General features: G+C 72.3%; 14 protein-coding genes. 11 read left to right on the forward strand and 3 right to left on the reverse strand.

Annotated elements, in window-relative coordinates; translation table 11 throughout:
* The first annotated feature begins 90 nt into the window (after positions 1 to 90).
* From ispG to B079_RS0105850, 4 genes are all read left to right on the forward strand, one after another.
* The gene (gene ispG, locus B079_RS0105835; protein ID WP_026248394.1) at positions 91 to 1257 is read left to right on the forward strand and encodes a flavodoxin-dependent (E)-4-hydroxy-3-methylbut-2-enyl-diphosphate synthase; all 1167 of its coding nucleotides are present in this window, start codon (positions 91 to 93) and stop codon (positions 1255 to 1257) included.
* A gap of 531 nt (positions 1258 to 1788) precedes the next feature.
* Positions 1789 to 2637, forward strand: a complete 849-nt coding sequence (locus tag B079_RS0105840) for a GNAT family N-acetyltransferase (RefSeq protein WP_018544843.1) — start codon at positions 1789 to 1791, stop codon at positions 2635 to 2637.
* A gap of 97 nt (positions 2638 to 2734) precedes the next feature.
* Entirely contained in the window at positions 2735 to 3265 is a 531-nt protein-coding gene (locus tag B079_RS0105845; RefSeq protein ID WP_018544844.1) for a GNAT family N-acetyltransferase, read from the forward strand.
* Between the two features lie 77 nt (positions 3266 to 3342).
* Complete coding sequence (locus B079_RS0105850) at positions 3343 to 5046, forward strand: proline--tRNA ligase (protein WP_018544845.1); 1704 nt, start codon at positions 3343 to 3345, stop codon at positions 5044 to 5046.
* 72 nt (positions 5047 to 5118) lie between these two features.
* On the opposite strand, the gene B079_RS0105855 is transcribed toward B079_RS0105850, so the two are convergent.
* From B079_RS0105855 to B079_RS0105865, 3 genes are all read right to left on the reverse strand, one after another.
* A complete protein-coding gene (locus B079_RS0105855) occupies positions 5119 to 6036 on the reverse strand; it encodes an aminoglycoside phosphotransferase family protein (RefSeq protein ID WP_018544846.1) in 918 nt (305 codons plus the stop codon).
* A 65-nt stretch (positions 6037 to 6101) separates the two neighbouring features.
* The gene (locus tag B079_RS0105860) at positions 6102 to 6608 is read right to left on the reverse strand and encodes a ferritin-like domain-containing protein (protein WP_018544847.1); all 507 of its coding nucleotides are present in this window, start codon (positions 6606 to 6608) and stop codon (positions 6102 to 6104) included.
* Positions 6605 to 7216 (reverse strand): hypothetical protein, encoded by a 612-nt coding sequence (locus tag B079_RS0105865; RefSeq protein WP_018544848.1) that lies wholly within the window; start codon positions 7214 to 7216, stop codon positions 6605 to 6607. Before B079_RS0105865 ends, B079_RS0105860 begins: the two co-directional genes overlap by 4 nt.
* Positions 7217 to 7466: 250 nt before the next feature.
* Between B079_RS0105865 and rimP the strand changes: the two genes are divergently transcribed.
* The 7 genes from rimP to truB all read left to right on the forward strand — a co-directional run bounded on the left by rimP (position 7467) and on the right by truB (position 14638).
* Positions 7467 to 7976, forward strand: coding sequence for a ribosome maturation factor RimP (rimP, locus tag B079_RS0105870; protein WP_018544849.1), 510 nt, complete (start codon positions 7467 to 7469; stop codon positions 7974 to 7976).
* A gap of 2 nt (positions 7977 to 7978) precedes the next feature.
* Positions 7979 to 8965 (forward strand): transcription termination factor NusA, encoded by a 987-nt coding sequence (gene nusA / locus B079_RS0105875; protein WP_018544850.1) that lies wholly within the window; start codon positions 7979 to 7981, stop codon positions 8963 to 8965.
* A 113-nt stretch (positions 8966 to 9078) separates the two neighbouring features.
* Positions 9079 to 9375 carry a YlxR family protein gene (locus B079_RS33655; protein WP_078495839.1) on the forward strand — a complete coding sequence of 99 codons (297 nt, stop codon included), beginning with the start codon at positions 9079 to 9081 and terminating at the stop codon, positions 9373 to 9375.
* 143 nt (positions 9376 to 9518) lie between these two features.
* Entirely contained in the window at positions 9519 to 12593 is a 3075-nt protein-coding gene (gene infB, locus B079_RS33660; RefSeq protein ID WP_078495840.1) for a translation initiation factor IF-2, read from the forward strand.
* Positions 12594 to 12949: 356 nt separating this feature from the next.
* The gene (locus B079_RS0105885; RefSeq protein WP_026248395.1) at positions 12950 to 13243 is read left to right on the forward strand and encodes a DUF503 domain-containing protein; all 294 of its coding nucleotides are present in this window, start codon (positions 12950 to 12952) and stop codon (positions 13241 to 13243) included.
* A 40-nt stretch (positions 13244 to 13283) separates the two neighbouring features.
* Complete coding sequence (gene rbfA, locus B079_RS0105890) at positions 13284 to 13736, forward strand: 30S ribosome-binding factor RbfA (RefSeq protein ID WP_018544853.1); 453 nt, start codon at positions 13284 to 13286, stop codon at positions 13734 to 13736.
* Positions 13733 to 14638 (forward strand): tRNA pseudouridine(55) synthase TruB, encoded by a 906-nt coding sequence (gene truB / locus B079_RS0105895; protein ID WP_018544854.1) that lies wholly within the window; start codon positions 13733 to 13735, stop codon positions 14636 to 14638. Before rbfA ends, truB begins: the two co-directional genes overlap by 4 nt.
* Positions 14639 to 14642: the final 4 nt, after the last annotated feature.

Raw genomic sequence — 14642 nt, forward strand, 5'->3', positions numbered from 1 at the left:
CGCCCGGCGGCCCGTACCGTAATCTCAGAGCCTGGAGCCCGGCGTTTCATGGGGCCGGATCTTCATCCACGACTTGGGGTTGCACAGCAGATGACTGCGATTTCTCTCGGTATGCCGTCCATCCCGACCAAGATCGCCGAGCGTCGCAAGAGCCGGCAGATCCAGGTCGGCACCGTCGCGGTCGGCGGCGACGCCCCCGTCTCGGTGCAGTCCATGACGACGACGCGTACGTCGGACATCGGGTCGACGTTGCAGCAGATCGCGGAGCTGACGGCGTCGGGCTGCCAGATCGTGCGGGTGGCGTGTCCGACGCAGGACGACGCGGACGCGCTGGCGACGATCGCCCGCAAGTCGCAGATCCCGGTGATCGCGGACATCCACTTCCAGCCGAAGTACGTCTTCGCGGCGATCGAGGCGGGGTGTGCGGCGGTCCGGGTGAACCCGGGCAACATCAAGCAGTTCGACGACAAGGTCAAGGAGATCGCGCGGGCGGCGAAGGACCACGGCACCCCGATCCGCATCGGCGTGAACGCGGGCTCGCTGGACCGCCGCCTCCTCCAGAAGTACGGCAAGGCGACCCCCGAGGCGCTGGTGGAGTCGGCGCTGTGGGAGGCGTCCCTTTTCGAGGAGCACGATTTCCGGGACATCAAGATCTCGGTGAAGCACAACGACCCGGTCGTGATGATCGAGGCGTACCGTCAGCTGGCCGCGCAGTGCGACTACCCGCTCCACCTGGGTGTGACGGAGGCGGGTCCGGCGTTCCAGGGCACGATCAAGTCGGCGGTCGCCTTCGGCGCCCTGCTCTCCCAGGGCATCGGTGACACGATCCGCGTCTCCCTGTCGGCCCCGCCCGCCGAGGAGGTCAAGGTGGGCCTCCAGATCCTGGAGTCCCTGAACCTGAAGCAGCGCGGCCTGGAGATCGTCTCCTGCCCGTCCTGCGGCCGTGCCCAGGTGGACGTGTACAAGCTGGCCGAGGAGGTCACCGCGGGCCTGACCGGCATGGAGGTCCCGTTGCGCGTCGCGGTCATGGGCTGCGTCGTGAACGGCCCCGGGCAGGGAGGCGAGGCCCGCGAGGCCGACCTCGGCGTCGCCTCCGGCAACGGCAAGGGCCAGATCTTCGTCAAGGGCGAGGTAATCAAGACCGTCCCGGAGTCGAAGATCGTAGAAACCCTCATCGAAGAAGCCATGAAGCTCGCCGAACAGATGCAGGACGAGGGCGTCGAGTCAGGCGAACCGACGGTAGCGGTAGCAGGCTGAGAAGCTTCGCAAGCCAACGAGGGGGGGTAGGCCGCAGGCTACCCCCCTCAGTGGCACGGGCACCCCGCACCGATTCGACAGGGCTCAGCCACAGAGGGGGCGCGGGGAACGGCGCGACCAGCCACGCAAGCCCCGCAGCCGCGCACGCACCTGCACCCGCAGGCGGGATGGCGCACCCCGGCACACCGCACCGATTCGACAGGCCTCAGCCCCAGAGGGGGCGCGGGGAACTGCGCGATCAACCACGCACGGCCCGCAGCCGCGCACGCACCCGCCCCCGCAGGTGGGATGGCGCGCCCCGGCACACCGCACCGATTCGACAGGCCTCAGCCCCAGAGGGGGCGCGGGGAACTGCGCGATCAACCACGCAAGGCCCGCAGCCGCGCACGCACCCGCCCCCGCAAGCTGGACCGCGCACCCGACACAGCCCCGCCAGGCACCCGCTCCCGAGCTGACCGACGTACACCCAAGCAGCGCAGCGACACCGCAGTTATAGTTCGGGGACCAGCGAACCTCTCAGGATGAGACCCCGTGCTGACCCAGACCACCTCCCGGGTGCTCGACCCCGGCGACCTCGACGCCGCGCTCGCCGTTCTCGACCGCGAGCCGGTCGCGAACGCCTTCGTGACCGCCCGCGTCCAGATCGCCGGTCTCGACCCCTGGCGGCTGGGCGGCGAGATGTGGGGCTGGTACGAGGACGGCATCCTGACCTCGCTGTGCTACGCGGGCGCCAACCTGGTCCCCATCTGCGCCACCCCCCGCGCCGTCCGCGCCTTCGCCGACCGCGCCCGCCGGGCGGGCCGCCGCTGCTCCTCCATCGTCGGCCCCGCCGGAGCCACCGCCGAGCTGTGGCGCCTGCTGGAGCCCCACTGGGGCCCGGCCCGCGAGATCCGCGCCCACCAGCCGCTGATGGTCACCGACCGGATGCCCGCCGACATCGCACCCGACCCGTACGTCCGCCGCATCCGCAAGGACGAGGTGGACACGGTCATGCCGGCCTGCGTGGCGATGTTCACCGAGGAGGTCGGCGTCTCCCCGCTGGCGGGCGACGGCGGCCTCCTTTACCAGGCCCGGGTCGCCGAACTGGTCGGCGCGGGCCGCTCCTTCGCCCGCCTCGACGAGCACGGCAACGTCGTCTTCAAGGCGGAGATCGGCGCGGCGACCCCCCGCGCCTGCCAGATCCAGGGCGTCTGGGTCGCCCCCGAGTACCGGGGCCAGGGCCTGGCCGCCCCCGGCATGGCCGCCGTCCTGCGGTACGCGCTCGCCGACGTGGCCCCGGTCGTCAGCCTCTACGTGAACGACTTCAACACCGCCGCCCGCCGCACCTACCGCCGCGTCGGCTTCCAGGAGGTCGGCGCGTTCATGAGCGTGCTGTTCTGAGCGGACACCCGTGAGCCCGCCACCGTCCCGCCCCCGGGGCTCCGGGCGCAGGCCCCGCTCGCCCCACCCGCCGTACACGCCCCTGTACGCTCCCCGCATGGACCTCGTGATCGGCCCCCTGGACCTCGGCGCCCGTGTCGACGAGGCGCTGGCGGTCCAAGCCGTCGCCTTCGGCCTCGGCCCCGACGAGGTGGCCGTACGCCGCCAGATCGTCCAGCGCCACATGCAGTTCCCCGGCGCCCGCGCCCTCGGCGCCCTCGCGGCCGGACGGCTGGTCGGCTTCGTCTACGGGATGCCCAACTCCCGTACGCACTGGTGGTCCACGGTCGTCGAGCCCTATCTGCGCGCGCAGGGCACCGACTTCTGGCTGGACGACGCCTTCGTCATCACCGAGCTGCACGTCCACCCCGAGCACCAGAACCGGGGCATCGGCCGCCACCTGATCACCGCGATCACCGACAGCGCCGCCGAACCCCGCTCGATCCTCTCCGCGATCGACACCGACAGCCCCGCCCGCGGCCTGTACCACTCCCTCGGCTACACCGACCTCGCCCGCCGCGTCCACTTCCCGAGCGCGCCCCGCCCCTACGCCGTGATGGGCGCCCCGCTGCCCCTGCTGCGCCCATAACCGATTTCCACCGGCACCCGCCGCCCGGCTAACCTCCTGTGCCATCACCTCATTTTTCCGGCAGGAGTACGAGAACCATGGCGAACGCACCGGTCCAGCGCATGTCCCAGTTGTTGGCGAAGACGCTGCGCGACGACCCGGCCGACGCCGAGGTGCTCAGCCACAAGCTCCTCGTCCGCGCGGGATACGTCCGCCGTACCGCCGCGGGCATCTGGTCCTGGCTGCCCCTCGGCAAGAAGGTCCTGGCCAACGTCGAGCGCATCGTCCGCGAGGAGATGGACGCCATCGGCGCCCAGGAGGTCATGCTCCCGGCCCTGCTGCCCCGTGAGCCCTACGAGGCCACCGGCCGCTGGGACGAGTACGGCGCCGAGCTGTTCCGCCTCCAGGACCGCAAGGGCGGCGACTACCTCCTCGGCCCCACCCACGAGGAGATCTTCACCCTGCTGGTGAAGGACCAGGCGTCCTCCTACAAGGACCTGCCGGTCATCCTGTACCAGATCCAGAGCAAGTACCGCGACGAGGCCCGCCCCCGCGCCGGCATCCTGCGCGGCCGCGAGTTCCTGATGAAGGACTCGTACTCCTTCGACACCGAGGACGAGGGCCTGGCCCAGTCGTACGCGCTGCACCGCGACGCCTACCGCCGGATCTTCGAGCGCCTCGGCCTCGACTACCGCATCTGCGCCGCCACCGCGGGCGCCATGGGCGGCTCCAAGTCCGAGGAGTTCCTGGCTCCGGCCGAGGCGGGCGAGGACACCTTCGCCGACTGCCCGAACTGCGACTTCGCCGCCAACACCGAGGCCGTGTACTACACGCTCGCCGAGGTCGACGCCACCGACGTGCCCGCGCTGGAGGAGATCCCCACCCCGGACACCCCGACCATCGAGACCCTGGCCGCCTCCCTCGGCGTGCCCGCCTCCGCCACCCTGAAGAACCTGCTGGTCAAGGTGGACGGCGAGATCGTGGCCGTCGGCGTCCCCGGCGACCGCGAGGTCGACATGGACAAGGTGGAGGCCCACTTCGCCCCGGCCGCCGTCGAGCTGGTCACCGAGGCCGACTTCGCCACCCGCCCCGACCTGGTGCGCGGCTACGTCGGCCCGCAGGGCCTGGGCGAGAAGGTCACCTACATCGCCGACCCGCGCGTGGCCCCCGGCACCTCCTGGATCACCGGCGCCAACAAGGAGCACACGCACGCGAAGAACGTCGTCGCGGGCCGTGACTTCGAGGTCGACGCGTACGTGGACGTGGTCGTGGTGCAGGAGGGCGACCCCTGCCCCAACTGCGGCACCGGCCTGAAGCTGGACCGCGCCATCGAGATCGGCCACATCTTCCAGCTCGGCCGCAAGTACGCCGACGCCCTCAAGCTCGACGTTCTCGGCCAGAACGGCAAGCCCGTCCGCGTCACCATGGGCTCCTACGGCATCGGCGTCTCCCGCGCCGTCGCCGCCCTGGCCGAGCAGACCGCCGACGAGCACGGCCTGGTCTGGCCCAAGGAGGTCGCCCCGGCCGACGTGCACGTCGTCGCCGCGGGCAAGGCCCTGCAGACCGAGGTCGCCCTGGACGTCGCCGCGAAGCTGGGCGCCGCGGGCGTGCGCGTCCTGGTGGACGACCGCGCGGGCGTCTCCCCGGGCGTGAAGTTCACCGACGCCGAGCTGATCGGTGTGCCCCAGATCCTGGTGGCCGGCCGCCGTGCCGGCGAGGGCGTCCTGGAGCTGAAGGACCGCAAGACCGGCGAGCGCGAGGAGCTGACGGTCGAGGAGGCCATCGCCCGCCTCACCGCCTGAGCCCCCGTACACCCGGACCCGGTCGCCCTCGGGGGGCGGCCGGGTCCGGCGTCGTGCTGTCCTCCAGGTGTCCTACAGCCAGGTCGCGAACTCCAGCAGCAGTTCCGCGTCCTGCTCCCGGCCCACCCGGCGGGCCCGTACCCCGGACTCCACCGCGCGGAAGAGCGTCCAGCCGCGCAGCCGCTCCTGGTCCACCTCGAGTGACTCCGCGAGCCGCTGGATCCGGCGCCGGGTGACGGCCGCGCCCGACGGGGTGGCGATCAGGTCCTCCACCCGGTCCCGGACCAGCCGCGCGAGGTCGAAGGCGCAGTCGCCGACCACCGGGTCAGGACCCACCGCCAGCCAGGGCAGCCGGTCCGCGCCGAGCACCTTGCTCTGCCGGAACGTGCCGTGCAGCAGCCGGTCCTCGGGCGGCCCGGCCAGCAGCTCGTCCCGTACCGCGAGCGCCGCGTCCACCAGGGGCGCCGCCGCCGTGTCCATGCGGGCGCTCGCGGCCATCGCCTCCGCCTGCCGTCCGGTGCGCTCGGCCACCGTCTCGAAGCGGTGCGCGCCTTCACCGGTGGGCGGCGGCACCCACAGCCGCCGCAGCGTGCCCGCCGCCTCCAGGAGCGCCTTGGCCTCCGGCAGCGACCGCACCGACATCTCCGGGTGCAGCCGCTCCAGGAGCAGCGCGCCCTCGGCGGTGTCCTCGGGCCCGCTCTCCAGCAGCTGTACGGCACCCAGGCCGCCCCAGTGCGCGAGGGCGGCCCGCTCGCTCTCCGGGCGGGCCCGGGGCGGCGCCAGCTTCAGCACCGCCGGGGTGCCGTCCGCGCGCCGGACCAGCAGCACCAGGCTGCTGCGCCCGCCGGGCACCTGGACCCGCTCCACGGTCAGCCCCCGCCGGGCCACGGCCCGTTCGGCGGCCCGGGGCAGCTCCGCCAGCCAGTCGTCGCCGGGCGGTGCCGTCTCCCCGGTCGCCCGCACCAGGCGCTGCGGCGGTTCGAAAGCCATGCGCGAGTGGTTCCCTTCCTCCTGGGTCTGCTCTGCAGGCGCCGCCGTACGGGCCCGCGCGCGGGTCACGCCGACGGGGACGCCGAGCCCGTCGCAGCCGTGCGGCCGGTCGTACCGGCCCGTCCGGCCGCGTCACCGGCCCGCTCCGCGAGCCCAGGGAAGGCTACGCTCTCCCCGCTCCAGCGCACCGCCCGGACCGCCGCCTCCCGCAGCGCACCGGCCGCCGAGGCACGCCGCTCGCCCGTCGCCGAGCGCACCAGGTCCGAGTAGACCCCGGCGACCCGCTGCTCCAGATCGGCGGCCAGCTTCACCGCCGAGGGAGAGTCGGCCACCGTGAACGGCAGCGCGTACGCGGCGCTCGCGGCCACCGGCTCGCCGCCCAGGTCGCGCACCGAGCGCGCGAGCGCGTCCCGGCGGGCCCGGTGGGCGTCCCAGGCCGCCTTGGCCTCCGCGCGGCGGTCCGCGCCGACCCGGCCGCCGACGACGCCGTAGCCGTACACCGCCGCGTGCTCGGCGGCCAACGCGGCCTGGAGCGCGGTCAGTTCGGCCTTCGTGGTGGTGTTGTCGCTCACTTGTCCCCCTCGGTCAGCACGAACGCGTGGGCCGCACCCGCGGCGGCCACCGACGCCATCAGCCGGGCCAGCTCGCCGGGCACGTCCAGGAGCGCCTTGGTCCGCCGGTCGGCGAGGGTGCGCTCGGCGGTGGCGAGCCAGGCCAGCGCGTCCTTCTCGGTCGTGGGCACCGGGCCGGGGCTCACGCCGGGCCCGGCGGAGGCCGCCTTCTCGCCGTGCTTGGCCTCGCCGTGCTTGGCGTCGTCCGTGCCGTCCGTGTCGCCCGTGGCGGACGGCGAGGTGGACGCGGAGGCGGCGGGGGAGGCGGACGCGCTGGGCGCCGCCTTGCCGCCGAAGGCCGCCACATGCGCGGCCACCGCCGCCCGCAGCGGGGAGATCCGCTCGTCCAGGCCCGGATGCGCGGCCAGTACGGCGTCGTAGCGGGCGAGCAGCGTCCCGCTGTCGGCGGCAGCCCGCTTCCGCGCCCGCGCCGACGGCGACGAGGTGCCACCGTCGGAGCCGGTGCCGGAGGTGCAGCCCGCGAGCAGGACGGCGGCCCCGGCGGCGGAGGCGAGCAGGGTTCTTCTGCGCGGCCCCGAACGGGCGCGCGACGGGGGAGGGTAGGACACGGCAGACGTCCTCGGGGGAGCGGGTACGGGGGGAAGACCACAGGCGGGCGCGACGCCCGTGATCACCGTACCCGCGCACCCCGCGCGCCCCCCTCACCGGCACCGCGCTCGGGCACCGTACGGCCCAGGGGCGGGCCCCGGACGGCCGGGGCTGCCGAGGGTGGACGGCAACACCCGTCGCGACCGGATACCCTTTGACCAGACACGCGACCCATCCCACAACAGCACACGCGGCCGAGGAGTCACCCGGATGAGCACCACCCAGAGCGAGAGGCTGCGCGAGCTCCTCGAACCGCTCGTCACCTCCCAGGGGCTGGATCTCGAAGAGATCGCTGTGGACTCCGTCGGACGCAAGCGGGTGCTGCGCGTGGTCGTCGACTCGGACACCGGTGCCGACCTGGACCAGATCGCCGATGTGAGCCGTGCGCTCTCGGCGAAGCTCGACGAGACCGACGCGATGGGTGACGCGGCCTACGACCTGGAGGTCGGAACCCCCGGCGCCGAGCGCCTCCTCACCGAACGGCGCCACTACGCGCGCGCCGTGGACCGGCTGGTCAGGTTCCAGCTGACCGAGGGCGGCGAGCTGGTCGCGCGCATCCTGGGCGTGGACGACGAGGGTCTGGACCTGGAGGTCCCCGGCGTGAAGGGCCGCAAGGCCACCACCCGCCGGCTCGGCTTCCCGGAGATCGAGAAGGCACGCGTCCAGGTCGAGTTCAACCGCAAGGACAAGAAGGACATGAAGGAAGAGGAGGAGGCGTAGCCGTGGACATCGACATGAGCGCCCTGCGGGGCTTGGTCAGGGAGAAGGAGATCTCCTTCGACCTGCTGGTCGAGGCGATCGAGTCGGCCCTCCTCATCGCGTACCACCGCACCGAGGGCAGCCGCCGCCACGCGCGCGTGGAGCTGAACCGGCAGACCGGTCATGTGACCGTGTGGGCCAAGGAGGACCCGGAGGACCTGGAGGAGGGGCAGGAGCGCCGCGAGTTCGACGACACCCCCTCGGGCTTCGGCCGGATCGCCGCCACCACCGCCAAGCAGGTCATCCTCCAGCGGCTGCGCGACGCCGAGGACGACGCCACGCTCGGCGAGTACGCCGGGCGCGAGGGCGACATCGTCACGGGCGTGGTCCAGCAGGGCCGCGACCCGAAGAACGTGCTCGTGGACATCGGCAAGCTGGAGGCCATCCTGCCCGTGCAGGAGCAGGTCCCCGGCGAGACCTACAACCACGGCATGCGCCTGCGGTCGTACGTCGTCCGGGTGGCCAAGGGTGTGCGCGGTCCCTCCGTGACGCTCTCGCGCACGCACCCCAACCTGGTGAAGAAGCTCTTCGCTCTCGAGGTGCCGGAGATCGCGGACGGCTCGGTGGAGATCGCCGCCATCGCCCGCGAGGCCGGTCACCGCACCAAGATCGCGGTCCGGTCCACCCGTTCGGGCCTGAACGCCAAGGGCGCCTGCATCGGCCCGATGGGCGGCCGGGTGCGCAACGTGATGGGCGAGCTGAACGGCGAGAAGATCGACATCGTCGACTGGTCGGACGACCCAGCCGAGATGGTGGCGAACGCCCTGTCACCCGCCCGGGTGAGCAAGGTCGAGGTCGTCGACCTCGCCTCGCGCTCCGCCCGGGTGACCGTGCCGGACTACCAGCTCTCGCTGGCGATCGGCAAGGAAGGGCAGAACGCCCGGCTCGCGGCCCGGCTCACCGGCTGGCGGATCGACATCCGCCCGGACACCGAGCAGCCCGCCGAGTAGGGCCGACAGCAGATCCGGGCGGAGACTCGCCCGGATCGCTCATTTTCGTGCGCGGAAACTGTTCGATCCTTGCCCCAAAGGGGTGAGGTCGGTACGGGGAGGTAGACTTAATCGTGTCTGGCCGGACGCATGCCCGAGCATGCCCTGAACGCACCTGTGTGGGGTGCCGGGAGCGGGCGGCCAAGAACGATCTACTGCGGATCGTGATGATCGAGGACGCCTGCGTCCCCGATCCTCGCGGTACGCTGCCCGGCCGGGGTGCATATGTACACCCGGCCCTGGTCTGTCTCGACCAGGCGGTACGCCGCCGGGCGTTCACGCGGGCACTGCGCGCCCCGGGACCGCTCGACACAAACGCGTTGCGCCGATACGTCGAGCAGACGACAGTTGCCGAGCAGGCAACACCGTAAGTGTGCCGCGTGGAACCCCGCGCGGACTGGTACCTCGCGAGTCGAAAGCAGGTCGAGATTGCGATGAGCACTCGATGAGTACGCGATGAGTACGCCCATGAACTAGCGACGGTCCGGCTTCACCCGGACCTCAAAGGAGCGAAGTGGCTAAGGTCCGGGTATACGAACTCGCCAAGGAGTTCGGTGTAGAGAGCAAGGTCGTCATGGCCAAGCTCCAAGAACTCGGTGAATTCGTCCGTTCGGCGTCTTCGACGATCGAAGCGCCTGTGGTACGTAAGCTGACCGACGCCTTCCAGGGTGGTGGCAACGGCAAGTCCGCCGGCAAGCCCGCCCCGCGCAAGGCATCCCCCAAGCCCGCCGCGCCCTCTCCGGTGCAGGCGGCGCGTCCGGCTGCTCCGAAGCCGGGCGCCCCCAAGCCGGCCGCGGCCCAGCCCGCCGCACCGGCAGCCCCCTCGGCCCCGGCGGCGTCCGCGCCCGCTCCGGGCCCGCGTCCGGTTCCGGGCCCCAAGCCCGCGCCGCGTCCGGCCCCGGCCGCCCCGGAGTTCACCGCTCCGGCCGCCCAGGCTCCGCAGGCCCCGGCCGCCCAGGCCCCGCAGGCTCCGGCCGAGCGTGGTCCGCGTCCCGGTGGTGCCCGTCCCGGCGCGCCCAAGCCCGGTGGCCGTCCGGCCCCCGGTCAGGGTGGTCAGGGCCAGGCGTCCCGTCCCGGCCAGGGTGCCCCGCGCCCCGGTGGCCAGGCCCCGCGCCCCGGCGCCCGTCCGGCCGGTCCCCGTCCGGGCAACAACCCCTTCACCTCCGGTGGTTCCACCGGCATGGCCCGCCCGCAGGCTCCGCGCCCGCAGGGTGGTCCGCGTCCCGGTGGCGCTCCCGGCGCCGGTCCCCGTCCGCAGGGCCCCGGTGGCCAGGGCGGCGGTCCGCGTCCGCAGGCTCCGGGCGGTTCCCGTCCGTCGCCCGCCGGTATGCCCCGTCCGCAGGGCGGCCCGCGTCCCGGTGGCGCTCCCGGCGCCGGTCCGCGTCCGAACCCCGGCATGATGCCGCAGCGTCCCGCTGCCGGTCCGCGTCCCGGCCCCGGCGGCCGTGGTCCGGCCGGTGCCGGTCGTCCCGGCGGCGGCGGTCGCCCGGGTGGCGGCGGCTTCGCCGGTCGTCCCGGCGGTCCGGGCGGCGGCGGTGCCGGTCGTCCCGGCGGTGGCGGCGGCGGTTTCGCCGGTCGTCCCGGTGGTGGCGGCGGCTTCGGTGGCGGCGGTGGCCGTCCCGGCTTCGGTGGCCGTCCCGGTGGTCCCGGTGGCCGTGGTGGCACGCAGGGCGCCTTCGGCCGTCCCGGTGGTCCCGCGCGTCGTGGCCGCAAGTCGAAGCGGCAGAGGCGCCAGGAGTACGAGGCCATGCAGGCCCCGAGCGTCGGCGGCGTGATGCTGCCGCGCGGCAACGGCCAGGCCATCCGCCTGTCCCGCGGCGCGTCGCTCACCGACTTCGCCGAGAAGATCAACGCCAACCCGGCGTCGCTCGTCGCGGTCATGATGAACCTCGGCGAGATGGTCACGGCCACGCAGTCCGTCTCCGACGAGACGCTGCAGCTCCTCGCCGACGAGATGAACTACACGATTCAGATCGTCAGCCCCGAGGAGGAGGACCGCGAGCTGCTCGAGTCCTTCGACCTGGAGTTCGGCGAGGACGAGGGCACCGAGGAAGACCTGGTCGTCCGTCCGCCGGTCGTGACCGTCATGGGTCACGTCGACCACGGTAAGACCCGCCTGCTCGACGCCATCCGCAAGACGAACGTCATCGCGGGCGAGGCCGGTGGCATCACCCAGCACATCGGTGCCTACCAGGTCGCGACCGAGGTCAACGACGAAGAGCGCAAGATCACCTTCATCGACACCCCGGGTCACGAGGCGTTCACCGCCATGCGTGCCCGTGGTGCGAAGTCGACCGACATCGCGATCCTCGTGGTGGCGGCCAACGACGGTGTCATGCCGCAGACGGTCGAGGCCCTGAACCACGCCAAGGCGGCCGGTGTGCCGATCGTGGTCGCGGTCAACAAGATCGACGTCGAGGGCGCCGACCCGACCAAGGTGCGCGGTCAGCTGACCGAGTACGGCCTGGTGGCCGAGGAGTACGGCGGCGACACCATGTTCGTCGACATCTCCGCCAAGCAGGGTCTGCACATCGACAGCCTGCTGGAAGCGGTCATCCTGACCGCCGACGCCTCGCTCGACCTGCGGGCCAACCCGCACCAGGACGCGCAGGGCATCTCGATCGAGTCCCGTCTCGACCGCGGCCGTGGTGCCGTGGCGACGGTCCTCGTCCAGCGAGGCACGCTGCGGGTCGGCGACACGATGGTCGTGGGCGACGCCTACGGCCGCGTGCGCGCCATGCTCGACGACAACGGCAACAACGTCGCCGAGGCCGGTCCGTCGACGCCGGTCCAGGTCCTGGGCCTGACCAACGTCCCGGGCGCCGGTGACAACTTCATCGTGGTGGACGAGGACCGTACGGCCCGTCAGATCGCGGAGAAGCGTGCCGCCCGTGAGCGCAACGCGGCCTTCGCCAAGCGCACGCGCCGTGTCTCGCTCGAGGACCTGGACAAGGTGCTCAAGGCCGGCGAGGTCCAGCAGCTGAACCTGATCATCAAGGGTGACGCGTCTGGTTCGGTCGAGGCTCTCGAGTCCTCGCTGCTCCAGCTGGACGTCGGCGAAGAGGTCGACATCCGCGTCCTGCACCGCGGTGTCGGTGCGGTCACGGAGTCCGACATCGACCTGGCCATGGGCTCCGACGCCATCGTCATCGGCTTCAACGTCCGCGCGGCCGGCCGCGCGGCGCAGATGGCCGAGCGCGAGGGTGTGGACGTCCGGTACTACTCGGTCATCTACCAGGCGATCGAGGAGATCGAGGCGGCCCTCAAGGGCATGCTCAAGCCGGAGTACGAAGAGGTCGAGCTGGGTACGGCGGAGATCCGCGAGGTCTTCAAGTCGTCCAAGCTGGGCAACATCGCCGGTGTCCTCATCCGCTCGGGCGAGGTCAAGCGCAACACCAAGGCCCGCCTGGTCCGCGACGGCAAGGTCATCGCGGAGAACCTCAACATCGAGGGCCTGCGTCGCTTCAAGGACGACGTCACCGAGATCCGTGAGGGTTACGAGGGTGGTATCAACCTCGGCAACTTCAACGACATCAAGGTGGACGACGTCATCGCGACGTACGAGATGCGCGAGAAGCCGCGGGTGTAATCGCGGTTAGGCTGCCGCTGGCCGACGGGACTTCCGGGTTCCGTCGGCCAGCGCGCCGTTCCTGGGGGCTCCGCCCCCAGACCCCCCTCGCCCACCCAACCCCGCCCGTCTCGGTAGGTGGAAAGGGCACCCTGTCCGACTCGCTCGGCTGAACAGGGTGCGTTCTCATCCAACCGAGACGGGCGGGGTTGGGTGGGCAAACGGGGGTCCGGGGGCGGAGCCCCCGGGACAGGACCGCAGCCCACAGGGCCGTAAACCCTGTCGAGCGACCGGCACGTACGCGGTACGGTTCTTGAAGCCCCCGTCCACACGGACCCGGGCCACCGATCCCGTACCGGCGGGTGAACCGGCTGCACATGTACGTGGGGACTCTGTCCTTCGACCTCCTCCTCGGCGACGTCCACTCGCTGAAGGAGAAGCGCTCCGTCGTCCGCCCGATCGTCGCCGAACTCCAGCGGAAGTACGCCGTGAGCGCGGCCGAGGTGGACCACACGGACCTCCACCGCCGGGCCCTGATCGGCCTCGCGGCGGTGTCCGGCGACGCGGCGCACCTCACCGACGTACTGGACCGGTGCGAGCGCCTGGTCGCCGCCCGCCCCGAAGTGGAGCTGCTGTCCGTACGACGCAAGTTCCACGGCGACGACGACTGACCACAGAACGTTAGAAGAAGAAAGAACGGGAGACGGACCAGTGGCCGACAACGCTCGGGCGAAAAGGCTGGCGGACCTCATCCGCGAGGTGGTGGCCCAGAAGCTGCAGCGCGGGATCAAGGACCCCCGGCTCGGCTCGCACGTCACCATCACGGACACCCGGGTCACGGGTGACCTGCGGGAGGCGACCGTCTTCTACACGGTCTACGGCGACGACGAGGAGCGGGCGGCAGCCGCCGCCGGTCTGGAGAGCGCCAAGGGCGTCCTGCGCTCCGAGGTCGGCCGCGCGGCCGGCATCAAGTTCACGCCGACGCTGACCTTCGTCGCGGACGCCCTGCCGGACACGGCCCGCAACATCGAGGATCTCCTCGACCGGGCCCGGCAGTCCGACGCCCAGGTGCGCGAGGCGTCCGCGGGCGCCGCGTACGCCGGTGGCGCGGACCCGTACCGCAAGCCGGAGTCCGACGACGAGACGGACGACACCGCCGAATGAGCAGCAAGCCCACCCCGCCCGACGGCCTTGTCATCGTGGACAAGCCGTCGGGCTTCACCTCGCACGACGTGGTCGCCAAGATGCGCGGGATCGCCCGGACCCGCCGCGTCGGCCACGCCGGCACCCTCGACCCGATGGCCACCGGTGTCCTCGTCCTCGGTGTGGAGCGCGCGACCAAGCTCCTCGGGCATCTCGCCCTCACCGAGAAGGAGTACCTGGGCACCATCCGCCTGGGCCAGAACACCGTCACCGACGACGCCGAGGGGGAGATCACCTCTTCCGCCGACGCCTCCAAGGTGACCCGGGACGCCATCGACGCGGGCATCGCCAAGCTGACCGGCGAGATCATGCAGGTCCCGTCCAAGGTCAGCGCCATCAAGATCGACGGCGTCCGGTCTTACAAGCGCGCCCGTGAGGGCGAGGAGTTCGAGATCCCGGCTCGCCCGGTGACCGTCTCGTCCTTCGCGGTCTACGACGTGCGCGACGCGGTCGCCGAGGACGGCACCCCGGTGCTCGACCTGGTCGTCTCCGTGGTCTGCTCCTCCGGCACCTACATCCGCGCGCTCGCCCGCGACCTGGGCGCCGACCTGGGCGTCGGCGGCCACCTGACCGCGCTGCGCCGTACGCGCGTCGGGCCGTACAAGATCGACTCCGCTAAGACGCTCGACCAGCTCCAGACCGAGCTGACCGTGATGCCGATCGCCGAGGCCGCCACGGCCGCCTTCCCGCGCTGGAAGGTCGACACCAAGCGCGCCCGGCTGCTGCGCAACGGCGTCCGCCTGGAGATGCCCGACGAGTACGCGGGCGCCGGTCCCGTCGCCGTGTTCGACCCCGAGGGCACCTTCCTCGCCCTGGTCGAGGCGCACAAGGGCAAGGCGAAGAGCCTCGCCGTCTTCGGCTGAGCCG

The organism is Streptomyces sp. LaPpAH-108, from assembly GCF_000373625.1.
GTDB lineage: Bacteria > Actinomycetota > Actinomycetes > Streptomycetales > Streptomycetaceae > Streptomyces.